The 26,340-nt window shown below is 58.5% G+C and carries 24 protein-coding genes, 3 pseudogenes and 1 riboswitch; of the genes and pseudogenes, 14 read left to right on the top strand and 13 right to left on the bottom strand.

Annotation, left to right across the window (positions count from 1 at the left end):
- The first annotated feature begins 20 nt into the window (after positions 1–20).
- Both H4W29_RS22205 and H4W29_RS22200 read left to right on the top strand, forming a co-directional pair.
- A complete protein-coding gene (locus H4W29_RS22205) occupies positions 21–1,496 on the top strand; it encodes a M81 family metallopeptidase (protein ID WP_192731032.1) in 1,476 nt (491 codons plus the stop codon).
- Between the two features lies 1 nt (position 1,497).
- Positions 1,498–2,598, top strand: a complete 1,101-nt coding sequence (locus H4W29_RS22200) for a D-TA family PLP-dependent enzyme (protein ID WP_192731031.1) — start codon at positions 1,498–1,500, stop codon at positions 2,596–2,598.
- Between the two features lie 16 nt (positions 2,599–2,614).
- On the opposite strand, the gene H4W29_RS22195 is transcribed toward H4W29_RS22200, so the two are convergent.
- From H4W29_RS22195 to H4W29_RS22170, 6 genes are all read right to left on the bottom strand, one after another.
- Complete coding sequence (locus tag H4W29_RS22195; RefSeq protein ID WP_192731030.1) at positions 2,615–3,748, bottom strand: ABC transporter ATP-binding protein; 1,134 nt, start codon at positions 3,746–3,748, stop codon at positions 2,615–2,617.
- An 85-nt stretch (positions 3,749–3,833) separates the two neighbouring features.
- Entirely contained in the window at positions 3,834–5,039 is a 1,206-nt protein-coding gene (locus H4W29_RS22190; RefSeq protein WP_192732756.1) for an ABC transporter substrate-binding protein, read from the bottom strand.
- A gap of 76 nt (positions 5,040–5,115) precedes the next feature.
- Entirely contained in the window at positions 5,116–5,973 is an 858-nt protein-coding gene (locus tag H4W29_RS22185) for a carbohydrate ABC transporter permease (protein ID WP_112545402.1), read from the bottom strand.
- Complete coding sequence (locus H4W29_RS22180; protein WP_112545401.1) at positions 5,970–6,854, bottom strand: carbohydrate ABC transporter permease; 885 nt, start codon at positions 6,852–6,854, stop codon at positions 5,970–5,972. Before H4W29_RS22180 ends, H4W29_RS22185 begins: the two co-directional genes overlap by 4 nt.
- A 13-nt stretch (positions 6,855–6,867) precedes the next feature.
- A complete protein-coding gene (locus H4W29_RS22175) occupies positions 6,868–8,025 on the bottom strand; it encodes a Gfo/Idh/MocA family protein (protein WP_192731029.1) in 1,158 nt (385 codons plus the stop codon).
- A gap of 763 nt (positions 8,026–8,788) precedes the next feature.
- Positions 8,789–10,234, bottom strand: a complete 1,446-nt coding sequence (locus tag H4W29_RS22170; RefSeq protein ID WP_246517406.1) for a CYTH and CHAD domain-containing protein — start codon at positions 10,232–10,234, stop codon at positions 8,789–8,791.
- A 130-nt stretch (positions 10,235–10,364) separates the two neighbouring features.
- Between H4W29_RS22170 and H4W29_RS22165 the strand changes: the two genes are divergently transcribed.
- From H4W29_RS22165 to H4W29_RS22150, 4 genes and pseudogenes are all read left to right on the top strand, one after another.
- Positions 10,365–10,835 (top strand): NUDIX hydrolase, encoded by a 471-nt coding sequence (locus tag H4W29_RS22165; RefSeq protein ID WP_192731027.1) that lies wholly within the window; start codon positions 10,365–10,367, stop codon positions 10,833–10,835.
- Positions 10,836–11,187: 352 nt separating this feature from the next.
- A pseudogene (locus H4W29_RS22160) lies at positions 11,188–11,543 on the top strand (NUDIX domain-containing protein); the annotation flags it as partial.
- A gap of 210 nt (positions 11,544–11,753) precedes the next feature.
- Positions 11,754–13,172: an NfeD family protein gene (locus H4W29_RS22155; RefSeq protein ID WP_376776588.1), complete on the top strand. Its 1,419-nt coding sequence runs from the start codon at positions 11,754–11,756 to the stop codon at positions 13,170–13,172.
- Positions 13,169–13,942 carry a slipin family protein gene (locus tag H4W29_RS22150; RefSeq protein WP_192731025.1) on the top strand — a complete coding sequence of 258 codons (774 nt, stop codon included), beginning with the start codon at positions 13,169–13,171 and terminating at the stop codon, positions 13,940–13,942. The genes H4W29_RS22155 and H4W29_RS22150 overlap by 4 nt, the downstream gene beginning before the upstream one ends.
- 109 nt (positions 13,943–14,051) lie before the next feature.
- Here H4W29_RS22150 and H4W29_RS22145 read toward each other — a convergent pair.
- Positions 14,052–14,189, bottom strand: a pseudogene (locus tag H4W29_RS22145) (IS30 family transposase); the annotation flags it as partial.
- Between the two features lie 272 nt (positions 14,190–14,461).
- On the opposite strand from H4W29_RS22145, the gene H4W29_RS22140 reads away from it, so the two are divergent.
- Positions 14,462–15,199, top strand: a complete 738-nt coding sequence (locus H4W29_RS22140; protein WP_192731024.1) for a hypothetical protein — start codon at positions 14,462–14,464, stop codon at positions 15,197–15,199.
- 6 nt (positions 15,200–15,205) lie between these two features.
- Here H4W29_RS22140 and H4W29_RS22135 read toward each other — a convergent pair whose 3' ends face one another.
- Together H4W29_RS22135 and H4W29_RS22130 are read right to left on the bottom strand one after the other, a co-directional pair.
- Positions 15,206–16,633: an ISNCY family transposase gene (locus tag H4W29_RS22135; RefSeq protein WP_192731023.1), complete on the bottom strand. Its 1,428-nt coding sequence runs from the start codon at positions 16,631–16,633 to the stop codon at positions 15,206–15,208.
- A gap of 458 nt (positions 16,634–17,091) precedes the next feature.
- Positions 17,092–19,053: an elongation factor G gene (locus H4W29_RS22130; protein WP_192731022.1), complete on the bottom strand. Its 1,962-nt coding sequence runs from the start codon at positions 19,051–19,053 to the stop codon at positions 17,092–17,094.
- A gap of 471 nt (positions 19,054–19,524) precedes the next feature.
- Here H4W29_RS22130 and H4W29_RS22125 point away from each other — a divergent pair, with 471 nt between their 5' ends.
- Positions 19,525–20,094 (top strand): nucleoside 2-deoxyribosyltransferase, encoded by a 570-nt coding sequence (locus H4W29_RS22125; RefSeq protein ID WP_192731021.1) that lies wholly within the window; start codon positions 19,525–19,527, stop codon positions 20,092–20,094.
- Between the two features lie 15 nt (positions 20,095–20,109).
- Here the strand turns inward: H4W29_RS22125 and H4W29_RS34440 are convergent.
- Both H4W29_RS34440 and H4W29_RS22120 read right to left on the bottom strand, forming a co-directional pair.
- Positions 20,110–20,320 (bottom strand): annotated as a pseudogene (locus H4W29_RS34440) (hypothetical protein); the annotation flags it as partial.
- A 141-nt stretch (positions 20,321–20,461) separates the two neighbouring features.
- Positions 20,462–20,980, bottom strand: a complete 519-nt coding sequence (locus tag H4W29_RS22120) for a hypothetical protein (protein WP_192731020.1) — start codon at positions 20,978–20,980, stop codon at positions 20,462–20,464.
- 359 nt (positions 20,981–21,339) lie between these two features.
- On the opposite strand from H4W29_RS22120, the gene H4W29_RS22115 reads away from it, so the two are divergent.
- From H4W29_RS22115 to H4W29_RS22105, 3 genes are all read left to right on the top strand, one after another.
- On the top strand, positions 21,340–21,582 hold the full coding sequence (locus H4W29_RS22115; protein WP_113508786.1) for a type II toxin-antitoxin system Phd/YefM family antitoxin: 243 nt from the start codon (positions 21,340–21,342) through the stop codon (positions 21,580–21,582).
- Positions 21,582–22,001 (top strand): type II toxin-antitoxin system VapC family toxin, encoded by a 420-nt coding sequence (locus H4W29_RS22110; RefSeq protein WP_192731019.1) that lies wholly within the window; start codon positions 21,582–21,584, stop codon positions 21,999–22,001. Before H4W29_RS22115 ends, H4W29_RS22110 begins: the two co-directional genes overlap by 1 nt.
- A gap of 83 nt (positions 22,002–22,084) precedes the next feature.
- The gene (locus H4W29_RS22105; RefSeq protein WP_192731018.1) at positions 22,085–22,795 is read left to right on the top strand and encodes a DUF4272 domain-containing protein; all 711 of its coding nucleotides are present in this window, start codon (positions 22,085–22,087) and stop codon (positions 22,793–22,795) included.
- A 172-nt stretch (positions 22,796–22,967) separates the two neighbouring features.
- Here H4W29_RS22105 and H4W29_RS22100 read toward each other — a convergent pair whose 3' ends face one another.
- Complete coding sequence (locus H4W29_RS22100; protein WP_192731017.1) at positions 22,968–23,366, bottom strand: type II toxin-antitoxin system VapC family toxin; 399 nt, start codon at positions 23,364–23,366, stop codon at positions 22,968–22,970.
- Positions 23,363–23,614, bottom strand: a complete 252-nt coding sequence (locus H4W29_RS22095; RefSeq protein ID WP_192731016.1) for an AbrB/MazE/SpoVT family DNA-binding domain-containing protein — start codon at positions 23,612–23,614, stop codon at positions 23,363–23,365. The genes H4W29_RS22100 and H4W29_RS22095 overlap by 4 nt, the downstream gene beginning before the upstream one ends.
- 194 nt (positions 23,615–23,808) lie before the next feature.
- On the opposite strand from H4W29_RS22095, the gene H4W29_RS22090 reads away from it, so the two are divergent.
- From H4W29_RS22090 to H4W29_RS22080, 3 genes are all read left to right on the top strand, one after another.
- Complete coding sequence (locus H4W29_RS22090; protein WP_192731015.1) at positions 23,809–24,012, top strand: cold-shock protein; 204 nt, start codon at positions 23,809–23,811, stop codon at positions 24,010–24,012.
- A 385-nt stretch (positions 24,013–24,397) separates the two neighbouring features.
- The gene (locus H4W29_RS22085; RefSeq protein WP_192731014.1) at positions 24,398–24,715 is read left to right on the top strand and encodes a hypothetical protein; all 318 of its coding nucleotides are present in this window, start codon (positions 24,398–24,400) and stop codon (positions 24,713–24,715) included.
- Positions 24,716–25,029: 314 nt separating this feature from the next.
- A riboswitch (guanidine-I (ykkC/yxkD leader) is annotated at positions 25,030–25,141 on the top strand.
- Between the two features lie 74 nt (positions 25,142–25,215).
- Positions 25,216–26,289, top strand: a complete 1,074-nt coding sequence (locus H4W29_RS22080; RefSeq protein WP_192731013.1) for a putative urea ABC transporter substrate-binding protein — start codon at positions 25,216–25,218, stop codon at positions 26,287–26,289.
- The last annotated feature ends 51 nt before the right edge of the window (positions 26,290–26,340 follow it).

Below are 26,340 nucleotides of genomic sequence, written 5' to 3'. Positions count from 1 at the left end.
GCAAAACAAGGCCAAATCACTTGCGCATCTTCACGGCAGCACTGGCGACCGAAACCAATACGTTTTCCCCGATCTGCGTGGATCGCCGCGCTTTCGAAGCCTCTCTCTATGCGCCGCCCGGCCAGCATCCGGAGACGCCCACGCTCTGCACTGCGCCGATCACCGTCGGCCGCCGTGTCACCGCTGAAAAGGGCTGGGAGCTGATCGAAGGCACGGCAGCATGGGCCGATCCGGCCGGCCTCGTCAATCGCCAGGCCTATGAAGGGTTGCGCGACGAAATCCTCGGCCAGCTCCGTGCCGCAATGCCCGTCGATGCCGTTGTGATGGGCCTGCACGGGGCAATGGTGGCTTCTGGATACGAAGACACGGAAGGCGACCTCCTGACCCGCATGCGCGACATCGTCGGGCCTGATGTGCTGATCTGCGCTGAACTCGACCCGCATAGCCATCTGACCCGGAAGCGCATCGACGCACTGAATTTCGCCGTCTATTTCAAGGAATTCCCGCATACGGATTTTGTTGATCGTGCCGAGGATCTCTGGCGTATCGCCGTCGATGCGCTTGAGGGCAGGGTCAAGCCGGTCAATTCCGTTTTCGATTGCCGGATGATCGATGTCTTCCCGACCTCGCGCGATCCGATGCGCTCCTTCGTCGACGAGATCATGCGGATCGAGAAGGAAGATCCTGAAATCCTGTCGATCTCGGTGGTTCACGGCTTCATGGTCGGCGATGTGCCGGAGATGGGGACCAAGCTGCTTGTCGTCACCGACAACAATCCGCAAAAGGGTGCGGCTCTGGCGCGCGAGCTCGGCATGGAGCTGTTTTCCAAGCGCGGCACCTTCATGGTGCCGCAGATCGACGAAAAGGAAGCCGTCTCCCGGGCGATGGCTGCCAAAGCCTGGCCGGTCGTCATTGCCGATGTCTGGGACAATCCGGGCGGTGGGACGGCCGGCGATGCCACCGTCATTCTCGAGGAGCTTCTGGCCCGCGGTGTAGCAAGTGCTGCTGTTGGCACGATCTGGGATCCGGTCGCCGTTCAGATCTGTTTTGCCGCAGGCGAGGGGGCCGAAATCCCGCTGCGCTTCGGCGCGAAATCGGCACCCGGAACCGGCAATCCTGTCGATGGCACGGTGAGGGTCGTCAAACTGGTGAAGAACGCCGAGATGCAGTTCGGCGAGAGCCTCGCACCCTTCGGCGATGCGGCGCATATCGTGCTTGATGGTATTGACATCATCCTGAACTCGACGCGGGCGCAGAGCTTCGATCCGAGCCTGTTTTCAGTAATGGGCATGGATCCGACCAAGCAGAAGATTTTGGTGATCAAGTCCACCAACCATTTCTTCGCATCCTTCTCTAAGATCGCCGCTGAAATCCTGTACTGTTCTGCAGGAACCCCCTATCCGAACAATCCGGCGACAACCAACTATCGCCGTGCACCGAAGACCATTTGGCCGATCGTGGCCGATCCTCATGGAACCGAACGCGGAGCTGCCTGAGATGCATGACAATCGGTTTGCCGTCGTCGCGAAGGCTGGAGATAGGATCGCTGATCTTTCCACGCCGCGCCCGATCATCGACGAAGACAGGCTGGCCGCCAACATATCAAGGGTTCAGTCCTATATGGACGAGCATGGGCTGAATTTCCGCCCGCATATCAAGACACACAAGATACCTGCACTTGCCACCGCCCAGGTCGCGGCCGGGGCCAAGGGCATCAACTGCCAGAAAGTGACGGAAGCCGAGGTCTTTGCCAACGCCGGTTTCGAAGACATCCTGATCACCTTCAATATTATAGGAGTCCCGAAGCTCGAACGGCTCGCCGCCCTGAACGATCGTATTTCCGGTCTCAAGGTCGTCGCCGACAGCCAGGTCACGGTCGACGGGCTGTCAGCACATTTTTCCGGCCGCAAACCGCTCACCGTCCTCGTTGAATGCGACACCGGCGGCGCGCGCTGCGGTGTGCAGACGCCGGAGCAGGCGGCCTCGCTGGCAAAATATATCGCTGCAGCCGACGGGCTGGCATTTGGTGGCATTCTCACCTATCCGAAGCCGCAGTCGGCTGATGCCGTCGAAGCTTTCATCCAGTCTACGTTGAAGCAATTGGCGGCGGAGGGCATCGCCTGTCCGATCGTCAGCAATGGCGGCACGCCCAGCCTCTTTCAGGCGCATCTGGTCAAGTCGGCGACGGAGCATCGGGCCGGGACCTATATCTATAATGACCGTCAGATGATCCGGATGGGACATTGCGCGCAGGACGATTGCGCAATGCATGTCCTGGCGACTGTCGTGTCGCGACCGAATGCAGACCGCGCCGTCATTGACGCAGGCTCGAAGGCGCTCACCTCCGATCTTCAGGGCTTTACCGATTTCGGCCTCGTCGTCGGATATCCCGAGGCGAGGATAACCAGCCTGTCGGAAGAACACGGCGTCATCGACCTTTCGGCCTGCACCGGTCAACTGCCCCAGATCGGCGAAAAGCTCTTCATCATCCCGAACCATACATGCGTGGTTTCGAACCTGTTCGATACGATGGTCTTCCATCGCAGCGGCATCGTCACGCGCGTCGAGGACGTCGCCGCGCGGGGACTCGTCTGGTAAGTGGCCAATCGGCCGCTCAGGCCGTTGCCGGAGCCAACAGGTTCATATCGATATCTGTGAGTTCGACACGACGTTCGAACGCTATGCCTTCCGCATCGAAGAGATGGCAATCGGCAGCATTGATGCCAACGGCAACCGGCGCGTCCGCACGGATGCCGACACTGCCGGGCAGCATGGCGCAGAAGTTTTCCGTTTCGCTGCCGAGTGCCGCATAGGCCACGGTGTTGGCCCCAAGCCGTTCAATAACGCTGGGTGTAACGGTCAGCGAAATTTCACCGGAACCAAGCTGGATATGCTCGGGCCGGATACCGAGCGTCATCATCTTGCCGACCATGCCGTCTCGCGGCTTTACCGGCAGGGTGGCTGTCTGGCCGCGATAGTCGACGGTCGCGCCTGCCTCGCTTGCGGACATACAGGTAACCGGCAGGAAGTTCATTTTCGGATTGCCGATGAAGCCGGCGACGAACTGGTTGGCGGGCTTGTGGTAAAGCTCGAGCGGCGCGCCGGTCTGTGAAATATTGCCGGCATCCAGCACGACAATGCGGTCGGCCATTGTCATGGCTTCCACCTGGTCGTGGGTCACATAGATCATCGTCGCCTTCAGCTGCCGGTGCAGCTTGGCGAGTTCAATGCGCATGTCGGCGCGGAGGGCGGCATCAAGGTTGGAAAGAGGCTCGTCGAACAGGAAGATTTTCGGTTCGCGAACGATGGCGCGGCCGATTGCGACGCGCTGGCGCTGTCCGCCCGAGAGCATGCCGGGCTTCTGCTGAAGCCGCGTTTCGAGATGCAGGATGCGTGCGGCATTCTCGACCTTGGCCTTGAGCTTTTCCTCCTCCATCCTCTCGACACGAAGAGGGAAGGCGATGTTCTCGAAAACCGTCATGTGCGGATAGAGCGCGTAAGACTGGAAGACCATGGCGATGCCGCGCTTGACCGGTGGCAGGTCGTTGACCCTGACGCCATTGATGATGATGTCGCCTTTGCTCGTTGCGTCGAGACCTGCGATCATGCGCAGGAGGGTGGACTTGCCGCATCCCGAAGGCCCGACGAAGACGACGAACTCGCCGTCCCGGACATCGAGTTCGACGCCCTTGAGAACTTCGTAGTCGCCATAGAATTTTTGAACCTTGTTGAGCTGAAGCTGTCCCAAAAATCTGTCTCCGGTCCCGGCCTGAATACGCAAGAGTTTGGTCGGTGAGGATCGCAGATCGTCGACCTGCGATCCTTGACGTCGGTTACTTGAAGGCCTCGATCTCGCCGGCAGCCTTCTTCAGGGCTGCTTCAGGCTCGGCCTTGCCGGTGACGACGGACTGGACCATCTCGATCATCGAGTTCTGGAAGCCCTTGTAGTCGGTGAACAGCGGCTCGGGACCACCATAGCTGATACCCTCGATGAATGGCTTCCAGAAGGGATCCTTGGCGACGAATTCGTCAACCTTTGCGGACGGACGCAGCGGCGTGAGGCCGGCGCCGCCCTGCAGCTCGTATTCGCCCTGGATGTCGGGTGAGGTGATGTACTTGGCAAATTCGATCGCCTTGTCCTCGACGCCCGAGCCCTTAAAAATCGCGAGGCTGTCGGTGATAAGCAGCGTGCCTGCACCCTTGGCATCCGGACCGAGCGGCAGCGTCGTGACGCCCCAGTTGATCTTCGTATCCTTCAGGCGATAGGCGGCACCCGAGCCCGCCTGGATCATCGCGACCTTGCCATCGAGGAAGATGGCGCGGACTTCGTTCTGTTCATAGGCGGTCGGACCTTCCTCGGCAGAGGCCGAAATATCCTTATATGCCTTCAGTGCTGCAAGGATCTGCGGGCTGTCGAGCGTGATCTTGCCGTCGGCATCGGTCACGGCGCCGTTATTGGTGTAAACCCAATGCATGAACTGATGCATTGTGTTGTCGAAAGTCTTGGCAGAAAGACCAAAGCCTGGAATGCCGGTCTTTTCCTTGATGGTCTTTGCCATCTGGATTTCTTCGGCCCAGGTCTTCGGCGGCGTCTCGGGGTCGAGGCCGGCTTGCTTAAAGAGATCCTTGTTCCAGTAAAGTGCCTTGGTGGAGAAGGCGATCGGAACGCCCCACTGGTTACCTTCGAAGGTGACCGTGTCGACGATGTGTGGGTAATAGCCCTTCTTCTCGTCATCGGTCATCGGAACGGGAACGATGAGGTCGTTCTGTGCGAATTCCTTCAGCGTGCGCGAGCCGACATAGGCCATGGCGACCGGCGTGCCGGCGGCAGCCAGCGTCGTTGCCTTGTCCTGGCACTGCGCCCAGCCAACGACTTCCGGCGTAACCTTCCAGCCGGCGTTTTTGGATTCCCATTCCTTGATATATTTGGTGTGGATCGGGTCGATCGTGTCGCCGCAATAGATCCAGCTGATTTCCTTGTCGGCTGCCTGGGCCGTGACCGCAGTCAACGCCGTCGAACCAAGCAGGGCGAGTGCCATAAGGCCTGTCTTGATGGTAATGCTCACGTCGTTACTCCCATTCTCGTTGTTAGCTGTTCACTCTTTATTGTTGGTCTTATTGTTTCACCGCACCGGCGGTCAGGCCGCCGACGAGATAGCGCTGAAGGAAGAAGATGACGATCATCGCCGGCGCGATGCCGACGAAGGAGGCCGCCATCAGTTCGTTCCAGATAACCTCCTGCTTGCCGAAGTAAGCAAAGAGTCCCACCGGCAGGGGCATGTATTCAGTCTTCGAGTTGAAGGTCAGCGCGAAGATGAACTGCTGCGCATAGGCACCGATGAAGGTAGTGATCGCGACGACGATAATCCCCGGCATCGCAATGGGCAGAATGACGCGGCGCAGCGTATAGAAATGGCTAGCGCCATCCATATAGGCCGCTTCGTTGAGTTCCTGTGGAATACGGATCATGTAGGTGCGCAGCAGCCAGATCGCCGACGGGATCAGGAAGGCGACGCCCGGCACGATCATCGCAAGATAGGTATTCAGAACACCGATGCTGCGCATCAGGCGAAAGAGCGGGATAAGCAGGACGGCACCGGAGAACATGTTCACCGTCAGGAAGGCGCCGAGCAGGATGCCCATGCCCCTGAACTCGAATTTCGCAAAGGCATAGGATGCCGGAATGACGAGGCAGAGCACGATGACAGTGACGATGATCGAGATGAAGAACGAGTTGAAGATGTAGCGACCAAAGCCCGGCACGCTGATCCACATCGTCCGGTAAGCTTCGAACGAACCGTTTTCCGGCCAGAAGCGGTAGGGCGAGGAAAAGAGCTGGCTGAGCGGCTTCAGCGACACGAGGAAGCCTTCGACGAAGGGCGACAGCACGAAGAACAGGAAGATCGCTATGCCGCAATAGATGAGGATTATTTCCCACCAGCTGTAGCGATCGATCATGGGACGGCTGCTCATGCGCGCTTCTCCGGGTTCAGGCGGCGGGTGACACGGAAATAGGCGAAGCAGAAGAGCGACAGGAAGATGCAGATCAGCACCGCACGCGCTGCCCCTTCGCCATATTTCTTCGAGCCAATCGCCGTCTGATAGGTATCGATGATCATCGTCGTCGTTTCGCCGCTTGGACCACCCTGCGTCAGGATCCAGATAATGTCGAAGGAATTGAACGTCGCAATCAGCGACAGCATCGACATGGTGATGATGGCGGGAACCATCAGCGGCAGCGTGATGCGGCGGAAACGGTACCAGCGGCCGGCGCCGTCGGTCCATGCTGCTTCGTAGAGATCCTTCGGGATCGACTGGATTGCGGCGAGGAAGTAGATCGTCACCAGCGGCACGCCGATCCAGACGTCGGTGACGATCGTCGCCCAGAAGGCAGTGCTGCCATAGGCGAGGAAGGCGACAGGGCCATCGACGAGACCGAAGCGCTGCAGCAACCCGGAAATCATTCCGAACTGGCCATTATACATCCAGCCCCACATGAAGATGCCGATAGCCATCGGCACGATCCATGGCGGCATGGTGAGCAGTCGAAACAGCGACCGGCCGGGTACGGCAGCATTCAGCATTGCGGCACCGAACGTGCCGATGATCATCTTCAGGGCGACCGAAAAGAAGGTCCAGATGAAGGTTCGCAGAATGACTTCCGCGAAAGTGTTGTTGAAGATCTTTTCGTAATTGGCCCAGCCGACCCAGTTCGTCACCTTACGCAGCGATGCATCCGTAAACGACAGGATGAACGTGTCGACCAGCGGATAGGCGACGATCGCGAGCACATAAAGGACAGCAGGAAGGAGAAGGATCCAGGCGAAGATGACGGCACTTTTCTGAGCACTCATCTTGCCGGTCTCCTCAGGCCGCTCTGGCGTGTAGCGCCTCGTCGAACCGGTCCCAGATGGGACGAAGGTCGATCACGGCCTTCTTCATGCGGGCCTCATCCATGGCGAGCGCCAGGATGCCTGCCTCCAATGCATTGAGCGTGGAGACCGGGAGTTCCGAACCGGTGCGCACGCTTTGCAGGATATCGGCTGCCATCTGTTCATCGGCGCCGTAATGCTGCGACAGTTCGGTCGCGGCATATTTGTTTTCAACGATCTTGTTGCCGGTCAGCTGCTCGTGGACATCGAGATAGCCGCGGACGAAGTCGCCTTCGGCCATGCCGCGCGAGCCCATGATTGCGAACCGGCGGAACTGGTCGGGAACATTCAGGTTGGTGTGGAAATTCATGCCGACGCCGTTGGCGTATTCGACGATCGCCACCTGGTAATCGATAATGTCGGCATCGCTGTCGAACACCTTGTCCGAGCCCATCCAGCCGCTCGGCTTGCGGTGGAAGAGTTCCAGATCGTTGATTCCTTCGCGCGCCGGGTCGTTGGCGGGGATAAAGCTCTTGCGGCCGCCGAAGCTTGCAACACGTTCGGGGCGGGCGCCGACCACACCATTATAAAGGTCTAGGTCGTGGCAGCATTTCTCCAGCATGAAGCTGCCGGAATAGCGCTCGTAGCGGCGCCAGTCGCGCATGAAGAAGGCGCCGTGATAGGGCTCGATATGTTCGGAGGCTTCGATGGAGACGATTTGGCCGAGCTTGCCTTCGGCCTGGATGGCGCGCAGATCCTTGTAAAGAGGCGAGTAGCGCAGCACGAGACCGACCATCAGCCTTTCATGGCCGAACTTTGCCATCAGGTGGGCGAGTTCGATGCTCTCGGCGATCGTGGTGACGATCGGCTTTTCGCAGAAGACCTTGAGGCCTGCCTCAAGACCGAGGCGAATATGATCGAGATGCATGTGGTTGGGAGAGCCGATCATCAGGAGATCGAGCTTTTCGGAAGCGAGGAGCTCCTGCGGCGAACCATAGGCCGTGCCGACAGAGACCCCGTTTTCCGTCAGTCCGGGAAGCCCCGCAGGATCCGGATCGACGTAACCGACGATTTCGAAGCTGCTGTCGATAGCCTTGAAGACATAGCCAAGATAGCCTAGCCGGAATCCCAGCCCTATGATTCCCACTTTCATGCCAACAATGTTCCCAATTCGTAATTTATTTTCTTCAAGTTGGGACAAAAAACGAAGGCCGTCAACTGAAAACGGGGTTCGGAGCGAATTGATGAAATTAATTTTCATCAATTAGTCCCATGTCTCGACTGGGCTGAAGGTCGTCATCCGTGCTCACAACGTTGGCTTTGACCGGAAACGTCGAGGCGAGACTGTCGCATCACCAAATAGCTGTATGATGTGCTGGTGAAGTTGGAATGTCCGTCTTTGGGCAGAGTGGAAATGCCGCTGCAGAACATGACAATCAGCTCCGATGTGAACGGTTACAAGATCCGATCAGGGCGGCTGAAACCGGCGGGTGGCCGCGCTCCTCCAGTTCCGCGAGAGCATCTTGGAGGAGGTGCGCTCGCCGGAACGAAATTGTCGACGCAGTGCCATCTCAAGGACCGAGCTCGGAGCCCGGGTCTAGTAATCCCTGTTACACCAACCGAGGTCGGCGGAAGAGGGGGGGGCCAGATGGCAATCGCCGCACGACGCATAGATCGTTGTTATCCCATCGGACATGAAATGGCGCAACCGCGGTTCGAACTCGACTGCGGAGGCGAGGAGTTCGTCGACAGGCTGAGGCCGCTGCTACAGACCCTGACGATAGCGGCCCCTTAGGCGCTGGAGGGCGATATCCGCCCCCGTCGACGGTAAGTCCTGATTGAGGACAGACTTCACAATCGGCAGACCCGCGGCATAATGCTGGGCCGCCATTTCAAATAGGTCTACGGAACCTTCCCTATCTCCAGAACCTCTTCGTATCGAGCACCTCGTCTATCGAGTCTTGCGCCTTGGCAATCAAGTCGGCTTTGTCGGCATGGGAGAGCACAGTATTTTCAGCCGGATGCCCCGACAGACCATGCTGCTTAAGAACGTCAGGGCCGGTGACAAGGTCATTGAGTTCTCCAAGGTGATCCTGCATCTCCTCCATCGCCGCGGTAAATTTGCGGTATCGCCGGGCGCCGCGCTTGTCGTCGAAGAGCGATGCGAAGAACTCCGCAGCGTAACGCAACTTCTTAGCGTCCTTTCGGACCTGATGACGATGCTCGTCGTCGACATCGGCGAGCGCCTGACCATGCTTCTTCAGCTTCCTGCGCATCCTCTCGAGAGCTTTGCCGGCGAATTCGGCCGCCGTCTCGGCCTTGGCTTGGTCGGCGATTTTGTCGAAATCACTACAATAGAGCCACTCGTTGAAATCCAGCATCACGGCACGCGCGCGAGATGATTCCAGAGCGTCGACCGCGTCGTCGTAGGTGCTCTTGCGGACAGCCTTGAGTTTCCATCGCAGATCCGCGTCCTTCGCCTTCGCCAGAAGGACGTCGACGTTGCGCGCATGGCCCAGGACGCCGGCGATCCAGCGCAATTCGTCCTGCAGCCTGGCCGGCACGTCGCCCGGCAGGATGTCCTTGAACAGCGAGAAGGCGGATCGCAGGCGCCGCGAGGCAACGCGGGCCTGGTGAAGTGCTTCGGGATTACGCCGTCCGAGAAGGATGTCCTCGTTCAGGCGGAACTGCCTGAAGCAGGAGGCGGCAATCGTCCGGAAAGCGGCGAGCGGCCTGACACTGTGTTCAAGGAGCAGACGCTCAGCCTTGTGCGCGAAAGGCTCCTTATCCTGCAACAGGTAGCCCCGCTCGGACTTCGACAGGACGCCGAACCGGAACGGCGCCACTGCGTCGATCTTCCGGGCGAAGACAAACAGATCCCTGGCACCGCCGTCCTTGAGCTCGATCTCGAGTTCCCGTACGAGCGTCTGGCGGCATCCAGAGACCACCTCGCCTTGATCGACGACAGCCTCCAATTTCGATCGGTTCTCTTCGAGGTCGAAGGCACGCCGTTCGACAAGTACTTCGAACAGGGAGTCCACCTCCAGGTCGGCTCCGAACTCGCTCCGGAGAGGGCTGGTCAGGTCCAGGACGGGTTCATCGCTCTCGATCGGCGTCTCCCATTCCGATCGGGAAAACAGCGATTTTGCCGGACCGGTCGCCTTGACGGTTTGCACGCGAGCATCGCCCGTATGCCTGATGCGAAGTGAGAAGCCTTCCTGCTTCAACTTGCGGTCGGCAGTGTCGAAATAGATGGAATGCTGCCGGAGCACCTCGCGTGGTTCTCCGAGAATATCGGAACCAATGAGGGTCTCGAGGGCTTCGTTGGACAGATCAAGCTTGATTTCGATTTCCGACGGCAATGCGTGCTCCTTCATCCTGCGATCATCAACGCCGAAGCATTGGAATCGTTCGTACGGACAGATGTAGAGCTATCAACTGGACTCGCTAGCCTCGGGGGTCCTAATTTGCGGGACCGAACCGGAGACGCCGATGCTGCACGACGATGCCAAAAGCGAGACGTTCAACGCTGCCGTCGGCGCCTATGTCGCCCAGGCCGGAGCGATCTGCTATCGCCGCGACAAGAAGGGTCGCCTTGAAGTCCTTCTGGTCGGCAGTCGCCGCAACGGTCGGTGGGGCGTCCCGAAGGGGCATGTCGAAAACCGCGAGGCAAGCAGCCGCGCCGCCACCAGGGAAGCGTTCGAAGAGGCCGGGGTTGTCGGAGTGATCGACGAGGCGGTCTTCGGCAGCTTTTCCTATCAGAAGGACACGAGCACGAACGTCTACACCGTGACCGTCCATCTTCTGAAGGTGTCGAAGATGGTGGGCAGATTCCCTGAAAAGGACATCCGAAAGCAGCGGTGGTTCCTTCTGAAGGACGCCGTGCGCGAGGCAGCCCAGCCGAGCCTGCGAGCCCTGCTTTTCAAGCTTGAGAATGCTGGATGTGTGGCCGCGGAAGATTGACCTCCTCCAGGCCACGTCATCGGCACAGTCAAGAAAGCGCCGTAGACTTATCGAGGGATAACCTGGTTGCCCACAGAACCTCCGCCGTCGACCGTAGGCCCGGACTGACAGAGGAGCCGCCAAAAAACCATTGGCGTCAGTACTCGTCAAACCCACCAGGGCGTGACGTCTGCCCGCGGACACCGTCATCCTGGCAAGTCTTCGCATCCGGTATTAGCATCCAATGAGATCAGACTGGTGGAGCACAAGAAGAGTTTTCGGCTATTTTTCCCACGAAACGACCGAAACCATCCCTCCGGGAAATGACCCGGGAGCAGCCGGATGGTCGTATCTGTCTATGTTGCCGACGTGCCCGTCGGGACTGGTCGAGCCTGGGGAGGACGAACTCGCGGCTGCGAAGCGGGAAACCTTCGAAGAGTTGGGGGGCGGGATCGATGGTGACTTCAATCCGTTGGGCGAATACCGGCAGCCGGGCGGCAAGGTCGTTGTCGCCTGGTACGTGGAAGCCGACCTCACGCTGGACCTGAATGACATTCGAAGCTCGGAGTTCCAGATGGAATGGCCTCTGAGGTCCGGCCGGATCCGGAGGTTTCCAGAAGTCGATCGTGCGGATTGGTTTTCGTTGAAGGACGCAGCTGGAAGGATGCTCAAAGGCAGCGGCCCATGCTCGACGACCTCCTTGCTCATCTTGCGAAAGCCGACGTCTGACAGCGGCGTATCCGCGTGACTGTCGTGGCGAGTGCATACCGGATGGAAGCGGAAACCTTAGGCACGCCGGGTGTCTTCCGTCTTCCCGCAATCACCTGGTTGATCGACAAGGACAAGTCGAGTTTCGAATTTGAACTGGTAAATCACCTGCCTCTTCGGTGACGAAACTTCTGCCTTATCTTTTGGTAAATCTGGCGTATATTTAAGTGTATGAATATTGATCGGGTGACCGTGCGGCCCCGGAGGTATTGCCGAGAGGCAATCCGTATTTTCGCTTTGGCATTGATCTGGGGTTTCGCATTCCTGTTTTCCGTCGCCCCGACAGCGGGCTCGGAACGCGTCGCTTTACTGCTGCGATTGAATGGCGCCGTCAGCCCCGCGTCCGCCGACTATGTGATACGCGGCATCCAGCTTGCCAACGATAGTAAAGCGGCGTTGGTCATCCTCCAAATGGATACGCCCGGCGGTCTCGATACGTCGATGCGAGACATCGTTCGGGCAATCCTTGCCTCGTCTGTGCCGGTCGCGAGCTACGTGGCTCCGAGCGGCGCCCGTGCGGCCAGTGCCGGCACTTACATCCTCTATGCAAGTCATATCGCCGCCATGGCGCCGGGCACTAATCTGGGCGCCGCAACGCCCATTGCTCTCGGTGGGAGCGGACAAGACAACGGCCAGAACGGCGACAGCAAGGAACGACAGTCGCGCAACGCTGCAGAGGTAAAGGCAGTGAACGACGCTGCTGCCTATCTTCGGGGGCTGGCCGAGTTGCGTAATCGCAACGCCGACTGGGCGGAAAAGGCGGTACGCGACGCAGCCAGTCTCTCTTCGACTGCGGCCGAACGCGAAAAAGTCATCGATTTCGTCGCGTTCACCGTCGGCGAACTGATGGCGAAAGCCAACGGTCGTACGGTACGGGCAGGAGAAACGGACATCCGGCTTGATACGACGGGCCTCGCTGTCCAGAGCATCGAGCCTGACTGGAGAACACGCCTGCTTTCGGTCATCGCTGACCCGAATGTCGCACTCATTCTGATGGTTATCGGCATTTACGGCCTGATATTCGAGTTTCTCACGCCCGGAGCGGTTGTCCCGGGAATAGTCGGCGGCATATGCCTGCTGCTCGGTCTCTACGCCTTGGCAATGCTACCGGTCAGCTATGCCGCCGTCGGCCTCATCGTGCTTGCGGTTGCTCTCTTTGTCGCGGAGGCGCATGCACCGACATTCGGGGTCCTCGGCCTTAGCGGTGCGGTCGCCCTCGTCCTGGGCGCAGCCATCCTCTTCGATACGGATGTGCCCGATCTGAAAGTGAGCCGACAGGTCCTGGTTGGTATCGGTGTTTCAGGCCTCGCCTTCAGCCTCATTGTCGTTCGCCTTGCATTCGGCGCGCGCCGGCGTGCCGTGGTGACCGGTGCGGAGCAGATGATCGGCATTTCAGGGAAAGTCTCCAGTTGGACGGGCACGACCGGCTACATTGTCGCGCACGGAGAGCGCTGGAGCGCCGCCTCCGCCGAACCGCTCACGGACGGAGACGGCGTGACGGTCATTGCCAGAAATGGGCTAACCCTCGAGGTCACGCGTGATCCCCGCAAGAATCAGCGACCTCAAGAAAGCAAGGAGGAGCGCACATGACTATGATTGGAGATTTCATCTTCTATATCGTCGCAGTCGTCCTGTTGCTGATCATCCTGGCGAATGCGATCAAAATCTTGCGCGAGTATCAGCGGGCCGTCGTCTTTACACTTGGCCGATTTACCGGCGTGAAAGGCCCCGGGTTGATCCTGCTTGTTCCCTACGTACAGCAAATGGTGCGGGTCGACCTGCGCACGCGCGTGCTCGACGTCCCCAGCCAGGACGTCATCTCCCATGACAACGTTTCGGTTCGAGTCAGCGCGGTGATTTACTTCAGGGTTATCGATCCGGAGAAGTCGGTGATTCAGGTCGAGGATTTCATGGCAGCCACGAGCCAGCTAGCCCAAACGACGTTGCGCTCGGTGCTTGGCAAACACGATCTCGACGAGATGCTCGCGGAACGCGACAGGCTCAACGAAGATATCCAGAGAATGCTCGACGCCCAAACAGACGCGTGGGGCATCAAAGTGGCCAATGTTGAGATCAAGCATGTCGACATCAACGAGTCGATGATCCGTGCGATTGCCAGGCAAGCTGAGGCAGAACGCGAGCGGCGGGCGAAAATCATAAATGCCGAGGGCGAGCAGCAAGCCGCAGCAAAGCTGGTGGAGGCGGCTGAAGTGCTGGCCAGACAACCGTTATCAATGCAGCTGCGCTACTTGAGCACGCTGAACGTTATTGCCGGGGAAAACAGTTCGACGATCATATTCCCGTTCCCCATGGAACTCATTCATCTCTTGGACGGCAAGGCAGACAAACCAACCGAATGAGCAATGGCCATGGTCCCGACGTGCTAGTCATTGCCAGATGTTGATTGCGCGACCTCGTCATGTGGAGAAGCTCATCCAAGTGCATCGTGCCGCCATTTAGGGTAGGGGATCACCCCTCCTCATGCAAATGCGCCAGGAACACTTCCGCTGGCGTTTTGTAGCCGAGGCATTTCCGCGGCTGGTCGTTGAGATGGCGGGCAAGGTGGATCAAGTCGCGCTGAGAGACGGCTGCGAGATCAGTATTGCCTGTGAATTCATTGGCATGTCGCACTTGGAAATAGAATGTACCCGGCTACAATGTCAAAGCTGAATAGGGCTGCGACGTTGTCAGCCAGTTAGAAACGCGACACGGGCTCTGATGATCAGCCCCCGATCCGGCCGGCTGGACCGGGTTGAAAGGGCGGAGCGGGGGCGGGTGAGACGCACCCCTTCGGCTTTAGCTTTCTCAGTAGCAATTGTTCCGTCGCCGGCTGATACTCATTTACACCGCATGGGGCGGGTAGGGATCAAAGCCGCACGATGCTTCCGGAAATCAAGTTGCAGGGTGACGTCGATGTCGCTGCGCTGTCACCACTTGTTCGCGGCATGCTTCTTGCGGTTGCCTATGCTGATGGTGAGGGTGGCATAGGATTGACCGCGACCGGCGCCATGAACCGCAAGTTCGTGCATTGGGCCGCTGTGAACTTCCTCTGGCCCGACTTCACAGCCAAAGACCTCTACAGCATGAACAAGGTGCTCAATGAAAGCGACATGCCGCCGCTATGGGTGGTGCGCGACATGGCCCATCATCTGAAGCTACTTCGCCGGAAAAAAGATGTGCTGCTGCCAACCAGACGCGGCCGTGAGTTTCTGGTGAACCCGCAAGCCTTCTTCGATCTGGTCGCCACGGATTATCTCTATTCCTATGTCCACGCCACCGAGCGGGAAGAGGAGGTGCAAGCGCGGTTGCGCTGGTGGCGCATGTTCCTCAATCTTCTCAATATCAAGGCCAGAGAAGGTTGCACGCCAATGGATGTTGCTAAGATCCTCTATCCAGACCTGGCGCCTCTTTCGGAAACCGAAATGACCCTAGAAGCCTGGGAGTTAAAGTCCGATCTCCAGTATGGCGTCTTACGGCGCTTGTGCTGGCTCGGCTTGCTCTATGAAGCAAGAGAGGGGCTCACACTCTTCCAGGACGGATCCTTCCACAAGACGCCGCTTTGGTCCGCCTGCCTGCAATTGGAATCGGATACGCAGAGCGACATCGGCGTGCCCTGACGATTTTTATTCCGCCGCTGGCTGCCTCAATAACGCTTTCTCTCGCCGTGCAATCACCGCCGGGTCGTTCATGAAATCCGTCCGCCGACCGGGCTTGCGGCCACGCTTCTGATAGCCGTTGCCTTGGCTGCCGTCGCGAATGCCGAACATATGATCCGTCTGGCCGGTGCGCCTGGGGCCGCTCTTGCTGCGCTGCTGCTCGCGCCCGGCCTGCATCTCGGCGACAACAGACAGCATATCGTCCAGCCGCTTGTTATCGACGACATCCGCGCGATGCACGGAGCGTAACGTATCGAAAGTTCTGTACGGTAGGGCAAAGCTCTCGTGCATGATCTCGAGCCGCCCGTCCGGATAGTCGCAAACGATCACCTTTTGGCCGGCCAACGGTCTGGAAACCTCGGTCGGATCGAGAATGAACAGCACCTTGTCGTAACGCAGTGTCAGGGACTGCGACAGGGTACGCACTTCCTTGCGGCACATGGCGCCATCGAGGTTCTCATGATCGGCCAGCGGCCGGTGCATGTCCTTCGGATTGCGTGCTGGCTTGCCGAAACGCGCGTTGAAATCCGCAATGAACTCAGGCACATAGGCATTAGCATCCTCGATTGCGTCGATACCGCGAAGCCGCATCTCCTTCACCAGCCGATCCTGCAGCGTCTGGTTGGCGCGTTCCACTCGGCCCTTGGCCTGCGGGGTGTTGGCGCAAATGATATCGATGTTCAGCTCATAGAGCGCCCGACCGAACTGTGTCAGGCCGCTCGTGCGGTCTTTCTCGGACGCATGGGTCGAACGAAAAACACCGTGTTTGTCGCTGTAGAAGGCCAGCGGCTTGCCCCATTGCTGCAGATAGGCCTTCGTCGCATGCAGATAGTCGAACGTGTTCTCCGAGCCAGCAAAGCGAAGATGTAAGAGCTTGCCGGTGGCATCGTCGATATAGACGAGCAGGGCGCATTTGGGACCGCGGTTCTCGAACCACCAGTGATGCGACCCGTCGATCTGCACCAGTTCGCCAAAGCAGTCACGTCGACCGCGTGGCTGGAAAACCCGCTTCTTGCGTTCCCGGCGAGAAACCCAGATGCCAGCCTCGGTCATCCATTGCCGCAGCGTCTCCTTGGCCACTGATATCCGATGCAGCTCGATAAGCTTCTCGCGCGCCAGTGTCGGACCGAAATCCAGATAGTGTTCGCGGATCAGATCCAGCGCTGCATTGCGAAACTCCTCGCTATGGCGCCGATTGCTCGGCCGTGATCGCTTCTTTGAAACAAGCCCAGCTGGACCATCCAGATCATAGGCCTGCAGCAGCCGATGCACCTGACTTCGACTGAGGTCGAGCAGTTCGGCAGCCCGGACAACGCTCAGGCGTTCGTCACGGATCTTCTGGATGACTTCGAGGCGATGCAATTCTTTCTGCGACATGGTGATCAAGCAGGACATGACGACTCCGACCGCTCATGGTCTCGACCAGGCTGAAGGTCGTCATCCTCGCTCCCAACGTTGGCATTGACCAGAACGTCGAGAGGCGAGACTGTCGCATCTCTAACTGGCCCAACTGTCGCATTACTATATAGCCGCTACACATGAAAGTCGCATAATCTATCTTATGGAACCAATCGAATTCGATATTGCCAGCATCCGATCCCTACAATCCCGAGCCCGCACCTTTGGACCGTGATAATCTTCTGAGCGCAGTCTCGATGACGATCAGGATTGTCATCGAGACTGCGCTCAGAAGATAAATACGCCCATCGACCGCCAATGAGGTGCTCCCCGATTTTGGGCCAGCGGGAGCTGGAATTTTCCGGGGTTATGGCTCAGGCCGGCGGGGTGCCGGTGAGCCGTTCATAAGCGAAATCGGCACCTTGTTGCCGATGGCGCTGTGTGGCGCGAACGTTTCAGTGCGCGACGCCTGGTTCCTCGTGTGCCCTCACGATGGCGTCCGCTTCCTTGCCGTATAGCTCCTCGAAGTGATCGAAGGCCTTGGAAAAGTAACCAATGCCCTGCGTCGCCGAGCGCAGCGCCCGCGCCAGATCGTCAAGTGCGCTGCCTGGAATAAGTGCCCGGAAGATGTCCCATCCCTTAGCGGTTTCATCCCGGTCGAAGCCGAGAACCTGGCCCTTGAGAGCGGAGACGATCTGGACGAGGCTGCCGGAATAGACCGACGGAATGTGAATTTCGCTGCGGAAGACCGGTTGCATTAAAACGGCCGACCCTTCGGAAAGCGCCTGCCGCACTCCCATTTTCGACGCAGTCCTGAAGGCGTGTTCCGAACTGTCGACGGCATGGTGCTGACCATCGAACAGCGTTACGCCGACATCGATAACCTGGAAGCCGAGCGGCCCTTTCTCCATCGCTTCGCGCGCGCCTGCTTCGACGGCAGGGATGTAGTTGCGCGGAACGACGCCACCCTTGACGGTTTCGCTGAAGGTGAAGCCCCGGCCGCGCTCGTTGGGGCGAATGCGCAGCTTCACATCTGCGAATTGCCCGGCACCGCCGGTCTGTTTGCGATGCCTGTAGTGAACCTCGGACGGTTTCGCGATTGTCTCGCGGTAGATCGGGCTGGGCGTTCGATCGGTTACGTCGATGTGGAAGACGTCGGACAGGGTCCGGCAGAGATCGCGCAGATGTACCGGGCCCTGGGCGCGGACGAGCTGGGCGCCAGTGCCTTCCTCCTGCAAAACGACAAGACCGCGATCCGTCTCGGAAAGTTTTGCCAGCGTTTCGGAGAGCTTGTTTTCATCGCGTTCGCTGCCGGGAACCAGGATCCTTTCAAGCATCGGCGTAGGTGGCTCCGTCCATTCGGGCGGAGCGATCGTCGCGTCTGATGTCAATAGCGACGGGACGAGCAAGTGGTCGGACTTGACCGTTGCGAAGATATCCCCTGGTGCAGGCACGATCGCCGAGTTAGACCGTCCGTTTGCGGGATCCTGCACGGCACCGAGGCTGGAGCCGCCCAGTGATGCGCCTTGCCGCAGCCCCTCACCAAACACACGCACCAGCACCGTCTTGCCGATATTCTGACGATGATAGGCATGGAAGCTCACGGCGGTCAGCTTGTTTTCATCGACATTGCCCGCACGAGCCAGGCGCTGTCGAAGAACCCCTACCGGCGGCGCCTCGTGACGCAGCGCCTTCATCAGCCTCATCATGCCGTTGCCGTGACCTGCGGCACCGATCAGGACTGGAATAATCCTGTTTTCGCTGAGAACCCGCGATGAGATGGCATAGAGCGCGTCGCTGGTTGGCTCGCGATCTTCGACCAGTTCCTCGAGAAGCCAGTCATCGAATTCGGACAAGTGTTCCAGGAGCTCGCTGCGCGCTTCGCGCTCGCGCTCGGCGGCGCTTTCGGGGATTGCGATCAGCGCCGAAGTCTGGCCTTCCCGGTAGCGCCACGCCCGTTCCGAAATCAGATCGCAACTGCCTACGATCCTGTCTCCCTCGCGGATCGGGATCTGGCGAAGCAAAAGGGTGTGGTTGGCGTAGTCTTGAAGCGCAGCGATCACGTCCCTCAGCCGCCCTCTCGGTTCGTCCATTCGGTTGACGAAGAGGATGCACGGCGTCCCCGAGGCTTCGACTATCCGCAGATAGGGCGCGGCGAGCACAGCCTCCTCGGGTGCCGATGAAACGCACAGGATGCAGGCGTCGCTGGCAAGAAGCGCGTGCTGTACATGCGCCAACGCTTCGTTGGGTCCTGGCGCATCCAGCGCACACCACGCCTCGTTTCCAAAGGTGAATTCTGTGAGGTTCAATCCATAAGGGGACTTGGATTTTCTCGGCGCCCCCTCCAAGGAGCCGAGCTTTTCCACGACTGTTGATTTTCCGGTCTGCGAGGGTCCAAGCACGGTAAAGCAGCGCATCGGCATTCCTCCAACTGCCATAAACACAATTTTCAGCCATCATAGGATGCCCTGAACCGCTGCAAGGCGCCAGAGGTGTTCAGTTTCACAATGCTTTGACCCGGAGGCGGAGGAGCTGTTCACGAATTGCCAGCGGGGCTGACCGCAGAGGCTGCAGACGCATCCAAAAGATCCATCCAGAGATTCTGAAGCTACTCCCACAAGTAGTTAGGCGTGAACTTGCGCACTGCCGCACCAGCTTGGCGGCAAGCGCATCGCGTTCATCGATACCACGCAAGAGACGGCCGATAACAACGAACTCCGCTGCTACGCCGCATGATGGTCAACCGTGGCGCCGTGGGGCGATCTGAACGCCGCTAATACGCGGCCGCGCTGGGTGGGCGGTTTTCGCCCACTGGATTGTGATCCTTCTTCGCTGTACAGCGAGGAAGGTATTTTGGTTGACGAACCCATTCCTTTTAGGTGCAATTTATGACAAAAAAAGTTTATCTGGCCGGCCCGGAGGTCTTCCTTCCCAACGCCCGTGAAATCCTCGACCGGAAAGCAGCACTTGCCCGCGAGGCGGGACTTCTCCCGCTTTCGCCCGGCGATCTGGAAATCCCGCACACGAACTCGAAGCGGGAACGGGCCGCAGCGATAAACGCGGTGGACGAGAAGATGATGATCCAGGCTGACGCGATCATCGCCAATCTGACGCCCTTTCGTGGCATTGCCGCCGATACAGGGACGGCCTTCGAACTCGGCTTTATGTGCGCAAGCGGTAAGCCTGTATTCGCTTACACGAATGTGGCCCGCGATCACAGCGGACGAGTGAGCGATCTCTATGGCGGGGCCGTCGCCTATGATGCTGAAGGTCGACTGCGAGACCCGAACGGAATTGCAGTTGAGGATTTTGGTCTGGCCGACAATCTCATGCTGCACGCCGGGATTGAGCGACGCGGTGGCGTCCTTATCATCGGAGACGCGGCGCGGGATGCGCTCTATACGGACCTTGCCGCGTTCAAGACATGTCTCGCCGTCGCCGTTGAGAAGCTGCGCTAGGGAGGTACCGCGCCCTCACCCTTCGGGCCGTGCCAGGGATCGTGCAATGTCGACGATGTCATCACGTGAGGCGGTCGGGTCTTAGTTGTTCCAGGATCGCCAAGCCCGATCCGGAAATCGTACCTCGCACCGCCTTCAGTTCGAGTGCCCGGTTCGGAAGACCCTCGGCCTATTCCGGCGCAAAGCCGATGCCAAGGCCGGTCGAGACCGGCGACACCGGCGAATAGGGGCGGTTTCGGCTGAGGGCGAAATGACACCGCTCATGAGCGATTTAGGATTTCGCCCCCTCCCCGCAAACGCCCCTATTATGCCGATCCTGAATTTGCCGGATCGCTCATTGCGCCAAAGGACTAACGAGACGACATCTTTAATGTTCAGGAGCCTTCATGGGAAAAGAAACCAGCACGGTCTTTACCGCCAGCTCATCGTTGTAATCCGCCTTGACCTGCCGGTCGTCCTTCATCCAGATATCCCAATAGACATCGCCATCCTCTTCCTCGGTTTCCTGAGGCTCGCCAAAGGCCGCGAGTGCCTCGTCCCGGTTTCCGACCGGACGCGAGGAAAACGGAATGGATCCCAAGTATGGGGACACCTTCGGCGCCCCATTGGGGTAATAGAAAACGCCACTCATTGCATACGGACCGGAGCCAATAGGGTCGCGATAGTTCCGAGAGAAGAGCTCCTTCGGCGTGAATGCGAGCGCGACACCCAGGTCATTCAGCCGGACGAAGTCGATGGTCAAATCCTTCAGGTTCTTCGGAGAGAGCGTGTCGATTGATCCACCATTGGCCTGGATCGCATTGATCACGTCATGATCGGTATTGGTCATTCCGACCAGCGTAAACAGTCGATCTGCATTCATGCCTTTTTTACCCGCCTTCTCCATTGTTTCCCGATGGGACGCACATCGCGCCGCACTCTCCGAATCACTACAAGCTGTCCAGAAACTCCTGATCGTAGCCACACAATGAGGGCTCGCAACAAGCAACTCACCTATCAGGTATCGATAGTGAGCGGTTTGAAGGCGTAGAGTGGTGACGTCCATCCCTAAGGCGCTTCGGCGCCCTACAGGCGAAACATAGCTGATCCGGACGTCTAGTCCGGCGGGTATGCAGTTGGTATTCAAGCGCGAACACAGCTTGGTCTGGTATTGACCAAGTAGGCGCTTCTGGGTAAACTTCCGCTCGGCGTAAATGTCGCGATGTTTCCCTGCTGCCCACGACAGCATATGGGTTGGAGTTTCCAATGACCGTCAAAGTCAAGGTCGGCGAGGCCAAAACGCATCTCTCCGAGCTGCTCGCAAAGGTCGAGGCGGGCGAGGAAGTGATCATTTCACGCGGCAATACGCCCATTGCACGGTTGTCGCGTATACGGCGTGAGAATGACATCGATGCCGTCATTGCCGAGATCAAGGCGATGCGCTCGACCCTCCAGCCCACGACGCAAGCCGAGATCCGTGAATGGCGCGACGAGGGCCGGCGGTACTGATGTCCTTCGTCCTCGATGCTTCGATCGCCGCGGTCTGGTTTCTGCCGGACGAGCAGAATGATGCTGCCGACAGGTTGATGTCGGAACTTCGTGCGAGCCCGGCGCTTGTGCCCGCGCTGTTCTGGTTTGAGATCCGAAACCTTTTTCTGATGGCAGAGCGACGTGGCCGGCTTCGGCCCGGAGACGCCCCTTTGCTGATGGGCCAGTTGCGCAGGCTGCCATTAGAGGACGCCGGATCGGGAAACGACCTTGCCGTGCTCGACCTTGCGACGCGCCACATGCTGAGCGCTTATGATGCCAGTTATCTGGATCTCGCAAAGACGGTCAATCTTCCGCTGGCGACTGGCGATCGGAAAATGGCCGCGGCGGCCCGCAATGAAGGTGTTGGGGTCGTTGGACCACTTGAGAATGAGCGGTAATCAGCCATTGACGGCCTTGGGGCCTTCTCCTTGTTTCACCAAAATGCCTATTGCTCGCGTTGCCGCGATGACAGGAGCCAGATGTGATTAAGCGTATATTTTCGACCCTTCTCGCACTGATCATTCCGGTGCAGGCCGCTGTTTCTCAAGCCGTCGACGAGGCCCAAGCGCGCAAGGCGCGGTCTGTCGCCCAGCTTCAATCGGAAGGCGTTACGACCATAGATCATCTGCCAACGATCGAACCCGAAAGCACGACCACGCGGCGAAATGCCAAGGTCGTCGTTCAGCGCACCATCGCGCTTGTGATCGTCGCCGTGAAAGGCGAGACCGGCGACTACGCGATGGCCCAGGCCCTCATTCGCCAGTTCGGCGCCGAAGGCTTTTTCACCCCGAAAGAGCAGGCCTTCATGGACGACCCCAATCCCTCGGATCAGGACCGAGCGAATTTCGCCTGGCGTTACGAAGGCGTGCACGTCATGCTATGGGCGCTCGGCATCGCACCGGAACTCGAACGTCCCGACCATATCTGCGACGTCCCGTTCATTGCGAACACGCTTCGCAACCTGGGAACGGAGGGGCTGATGCGCCGCGCCAAGCTGCGCCCGCAAGCCGAACTGCTCGACGCCGCCGACCTGATCTATCGCTACGATTGGGCAGTCGTGAACGCCAGGCTGAAGGGCGAAGAGCCGCCAGCCGGGCTGGACAAGGGCGTGGTCTATGAACGCCACTATGCCCTCAACTGGCTGATCGGCTACATGGATCAGGACTGGGACGATGTTTCCACGGATACGTAATGAGGCGAATGGGAAGAGTTATAATCTTTTTGCATGAACATCATAACTGCTAAATCCTGGATGGGCTCGTGAAGCAGATCGGCCTCTCGTTCCGCCTTGTTGGCAGAGCTGCATAGCGCTCACTCGAAGGAATAGAGACGCTTGGTTGAACGTGGCCGACCCAAAGGCTGGATCAAACAAGGAGCTGCACGGCCTGCCCTTGATCGGTCAGCAACTCGACAGCCCGTCTATCGAAAGAGAAAAATGTTTCACCGCCCAGCCAATTGCCCTCATAGGCAATAACGCCGTCCGCAAAATCCCCGCCGGCTTCGAGGATCGCAAGACCGGCCTCAACCGCGGGTCGGTTCATGACCACGTTTCCAGCGTCCAGCAAATCACGGATGGTCAATGCTACATCTTCTCTCTGCAGTTTCGCGCCGCGGCGCAAAATCCAAACCAATTCGCACAGACAGGGTAACGACACTGCGATCAGCGAAGCCGCTTTCAGCAACTCGCTCGCAGCCTGGCCTTGCTGTGGATCGTCCTGCAGCGCGGCACGAGCCAGCACGCTTGTATCGACCGAAATTTTCATTCGTCACCCGCCCAACCTGAGGCGGCAATTTCGTTCATTTCCTCAATCGTCAATGGCTTTTTTACCCGGCCCGCGTGCCGGCCAATGAAATTATTAATGGTCCCAGTAGGCTTGGCGGCCTTCACCCGAAGCTCGCCACCTGGCAGCTTGTCAAATTCAATCCGCTCGCCTGGCTTGACGCCGAGGTGTTGCAGTAGGTCCCGCTTTAACGTGATCTGCCCTTTCATCGTTACCGCCAGGGATGGCATGATAAATCTCCTTCCATTGGTCAATACCATTGGTAATGAAATTTTACATTACCATCAAGACACGTCAGGAATTTTCATGAACGACTATAGACAGACGAGGATGCCGAGAAGACGAAGACTCGTACTGGGTTGATCTGCCGGAATGCGAAGGCTAGGTTGCCGCTCCACAACAAGCGCAAACACACGAGGATGTCATGCCGACTGGCAAGGTTAAGTTTTTCAATCACGACAAGGGCTTTGGCTTCATTACGCCGGAAACCGGAGGGCCAGATGTCTTCGTCCACGTCTCGGCGCTGGAGTACGGTGATGGGCTGAAGGAAGGCCAGAGCGTCTCCTACGATCTCGGCCAGGACCGGAAGACCGGCAAGTCGAAGGCGGAAAACGTCAGATCGCTCTGATCTGCGCGCGATTTATTAGCGAAAGAGACAACTGATTGCGGGGCGCCCATCAAGGCGCCTTGCTTGTTTAAGAACTTTACGCCTCGACGACCGAATTGCTGCCCGAACTCAAATCCGTCAGTGCTCGGTGACGCCCGCGACGGCCTTGGCAGCTTTCGGCGGCGGGGTCGTCGTTGGAACGCTCTGGACGCCGCCCTTGGATTTGCTTGCGACCTCTGCCTTTGCCGCATGCGACGCCTAACAACGTTCAAGCCGCATGTTGTTATAATGGTTGTTCACCATCCCCCGAGAAGTCAAAGCCGATTAGGACGCCGTCGGATGATCTATTGAGCAAATTCAGATAATAGCAGAGGCATCGATAGCGGAATTGCCTCGGAGTAGCGTCGTGAAATCTCGATTGTCGTCCAAACTTGTACTTTCTGCGTTTGCGTTGCTTGCCAGTTCGACACTCGTTTCCGCTGGCGGCTGGCAGACCGACACGCAAGGCACATCCAATTGGCATGTGTCGCCGCCGATTGGACAGTGCAACGTCAGTCGCGCCAGGAACAGAGCAATACGCGCCGGCATCTATCGAAGCGAAATCGTCTATCGCGATGAGAATGTGCTGACCTTCAGAGGGCTGACGCTTAACGGAGATCGCAAGGAGATTACCTTCGGAAACGAGCCAAGCTGCCCGGAGCTGGAGTCGAGAGACATTCCATAGATCGTGCAAATTATCTTGCCATCCCGCTCGGCATCAGGAATTCGGTCCGGAATTCCAGCCTGAAGCTGTGGCTTTTTCATTCGTCCAGTTCGTCGAAACGCACTGCCGCGGGCAAAGCCACCGATGGCGTGGCGATCAACATCTTTGGCCCGGCATGCATAAATTTTATGCGGCACGCATGCAGAGATTCAAACTTCGCCCACCATATAGGCATCAGTATGCACTTTCACAGCGCTAAACAATGCGCCGTACACACTAACCTTTGAGAATCAAGCACATAATCGATCTGGCATAGTGCTTGCTTCGAAATAGGCAGAGTTGGTGGCTAGGGTTCCGGCGTTTTCAAAAGGCGCGACTGGTCCGAGAGCTACTACCGGCGGGGGAGAAATTCCGTCGGGTGCACGGCGGGACAAAAGCCCGGGAGACCTCGTAAGCCAAGGGATTGGCGGCACGATGGTCATTGCCGATCCCTTTTGAAGAAAAGCAAAAGGGGAATTTCAATGCAGACTTTTTCGAAGATCCTTTCCATCACCGCACTTTCCGCTTCGCTGGCCTTGGGTTTCAGCTCCATCGCTAAGGCCGAGCAGAAGACCGAATTCAAGGTCGCCTGGTCCATCTATGTCGGCTGGATGCCCTGGGGTTATGCGGCCGACCACGGCATCGTCAAGAAATGGGCTGACAAATACGGCATCAAAATCGATGTCACCCAGTTCAACGACTACGTGGAGTCGATGAACCAGTATACGGCCGGCGCCTTCGATGCCGTGACGCTGACCAATATGGACGGGTTGTCGATCCCGGCCGCCGGCGGTGTCGATACAACCGCCGTCATCATCGGAGACTTCTCGAACGGCAATGACGCCGTCATCCTGAAGGACAAGGCGAGCCTTGCCGATATCAAGGGCCAGAACGTCAATCTCGTCGAATTCTCCGTTTCGCATTATCTGCTCGCCCGCGCGCTCGAAAGCATCAAGCTGACCGAGCGTGACGTGAAGGTGGTCAACACCTCCGACGCCGATATGGTTGCGGCCTACAAGACGCCCGATGTCACCGCCGTCGTCACCTGGAACCCGCTGGTCTCCACCATCCTCGAAGATCCCACGGCCAAGAAGGTTTTTGACAGTTCGCAGGTGCCGGGTGAAATCATCGACCTGATGGTCGCCAATAGCGGCGTGCTGAAGGACAACCCGAACTTCGGCAAGGCGCTGGCCGGCATCTGGTACGAGACAGCCGCTCTTCTGCGTGCCGATACTGCCGAGGGCAAGGCAGCCCGTGAAGCAATGGGGTCCGCTTCGGGCACCGATCTCGCCGGTTTCGAAGCCCAGCTTGCCGCCACCAAGCTCTTCGACAAGCCGGCCGATGCCGTTGCCTTCACCGCGTCGCCGAACCTGCCGAAGACCATGGATCTGGTCCGTAACTTCCTCTTCGAGAAAGGCCTGCTCGGCAATGGTGCACCGTCTGCCGATGTCATCGGTATCGAAATGCCTGACGGCAAGGTGCTGGGCGATACGGGCAATGTGAAGCTGCGTTTCACCGAGACCTACATGAAGGCAGCCGCAGACGGTTCGCTCTGATCGCAACGGAGGCGCAGCCTACCCGCGCTTCCCTTCTTCACCAGCGGAGCA

Origin of the sequence: Rhizobium viscosum (assembly GCF_014873945.1) — a bacterium.
GTDB lineage: Bacteria > Pseudomonadota > Alphaproteobacteria > Rhizobiales > Rhizobiaceae > Rhizobium > Rhizobium viscosum.
Note: the sequence above shows the minus strand (reverse complement) of the source record. Positions and strands in the feature narration are given on the sequence as shown.

Bases quoted from the DNA above. Each gene is read 5' to 3' on its own strand.
- H4W29_RS22110 (WP_192731019.1), top strand. From the start codon at position 21,582: ATGTCCTTCGTCCTCGATGCTTCGATCGCCGCGGTCTGGTTTCTGCCG.
- H4W29_RS22095 (WP_192731016.1), bottom strand. From the start codon at position 23,614: ATGCCATCCCTGGCGGTAACGATGAAAGGGCAGATCACGTTAAAGCGG.
- H4W29_RS22115 (WP_113508786.1), top strand. From the start codon at position 21,340: ATGACCGTCAAAGTCAAGGTCGGCGAGGCCAAAACGCATCTCTCCGAG.
- H4W29_RS22120 (WP_192731020.1), bottom strand. From the start codon at position 20,980: ATGGAGAAGGCGGGTAAAAAAGGCATGAATGCAGATCGACTGTTTACG.
- H4W29_RS22080 (WP_192731013.1), top strand. From the start codon at position 25,216: ATGCAGACTTTTTCGAAGATCCTTTCCATCACCGCACTTTCCGCTTCG.
- H4W29_RS22130 (WP_192731022.1), bottom strand. From the start codon at position 19,053: ATGCGCTGCTTTACCGTGCTTGGACCCTCGCAGACCGGAAAATCAACA.
- H4W29_RS22175 (WP_192731029.1), bottom strand. From the start codon at position 8,025: ATGAAAGTGGGAATCATAGGGCTGGGATTCCGGCTAGGCTATCTTGGC.
- H4W29_RS22125 (WP_192731021.1), top strand. From the start codon at position 19,525: ATGACAAAAAAAGTTTATCTGGCCGGCCCGGAGGTCTTCCTTCCCAAC.
- H4W29_RS22090 (WP_192731015.1), top strand. From the start codon at position 23,809: ATGCCGACTGGCAAGGTTAAGTTTTTCAATCACGACAAGGGCTTTGGC.
- H4W29_RS22150 (WP_192731025.1), top strand. From the start codon at position 13,169: ATGACTATGATTGGAGATTTCATCTTCTATATCGTCGCAGTCGTCCTG.
- H4W29_RS22190 (WP_192732756.1), bottom strand. From the start codon at position 5,039: ATGGCACTCGCCCTGCTTGGTTCGACGGCGTTGACTGCGGTCACGGCC.
- H4W29_RS22140 (WP_192731024.1), top strand. From the start codon at position 14,462: ATGCTTCCGGAAATCAAGTTGCAGGGTGACGTCGATGTCGCTGCGCTG.
- H4W29_RS22155 (WP_376776588.1), top strand. From the start codon at position 11,754: ATGAATATTGATCGGGTGACCGTGCGGCCCCGGAGGTATTGCCGAGAG.
- H4W29_RS22100 (WP_192731017.1), bottom strand. From the start codon at position 23,366: ATGAAAATTTCGGTCGATACAAGCGTGCTGGCTCGTGCCGCGCTGCAG.
- H4W29_RS22135 (WP_192731023.1), bottom strand. From the start codon at position 16,633: ATGTCCTGCTTGATCACCATGTCGCAGAAAGAATTGCATCGCCTCGAA.
- H4W29_RS22180 (WP_112545401.1), bottom strand. From the start codon at position 6,854: ATGAGTGCTCAGAAAAGTGCCGTCATCTTCGCCTGGATCCTTCTCCTT.
- H4W29_RS22185 (WP_112545402.1), bottom strand. From the start codon at position 5,973: ATGAGCAGCCGTCCCATGATCGATCGCTACAGCTGGTGGGAAATAATC.
- H4W29_RS22200 (WP_192731031.1), top strand. From the start codon at position 1,498: ATGCATGACAATCGGTTTGCCGTCGTCGCGAAGGCTGGAGATAGGATC.
- H4W29_RS22165 (WP_192731027.1), top strand. From the start codon at position 10,365: ATGCTGCACGACGATGCCAAAAGCGAGACGTTCAACGCTGCCGTCGGC.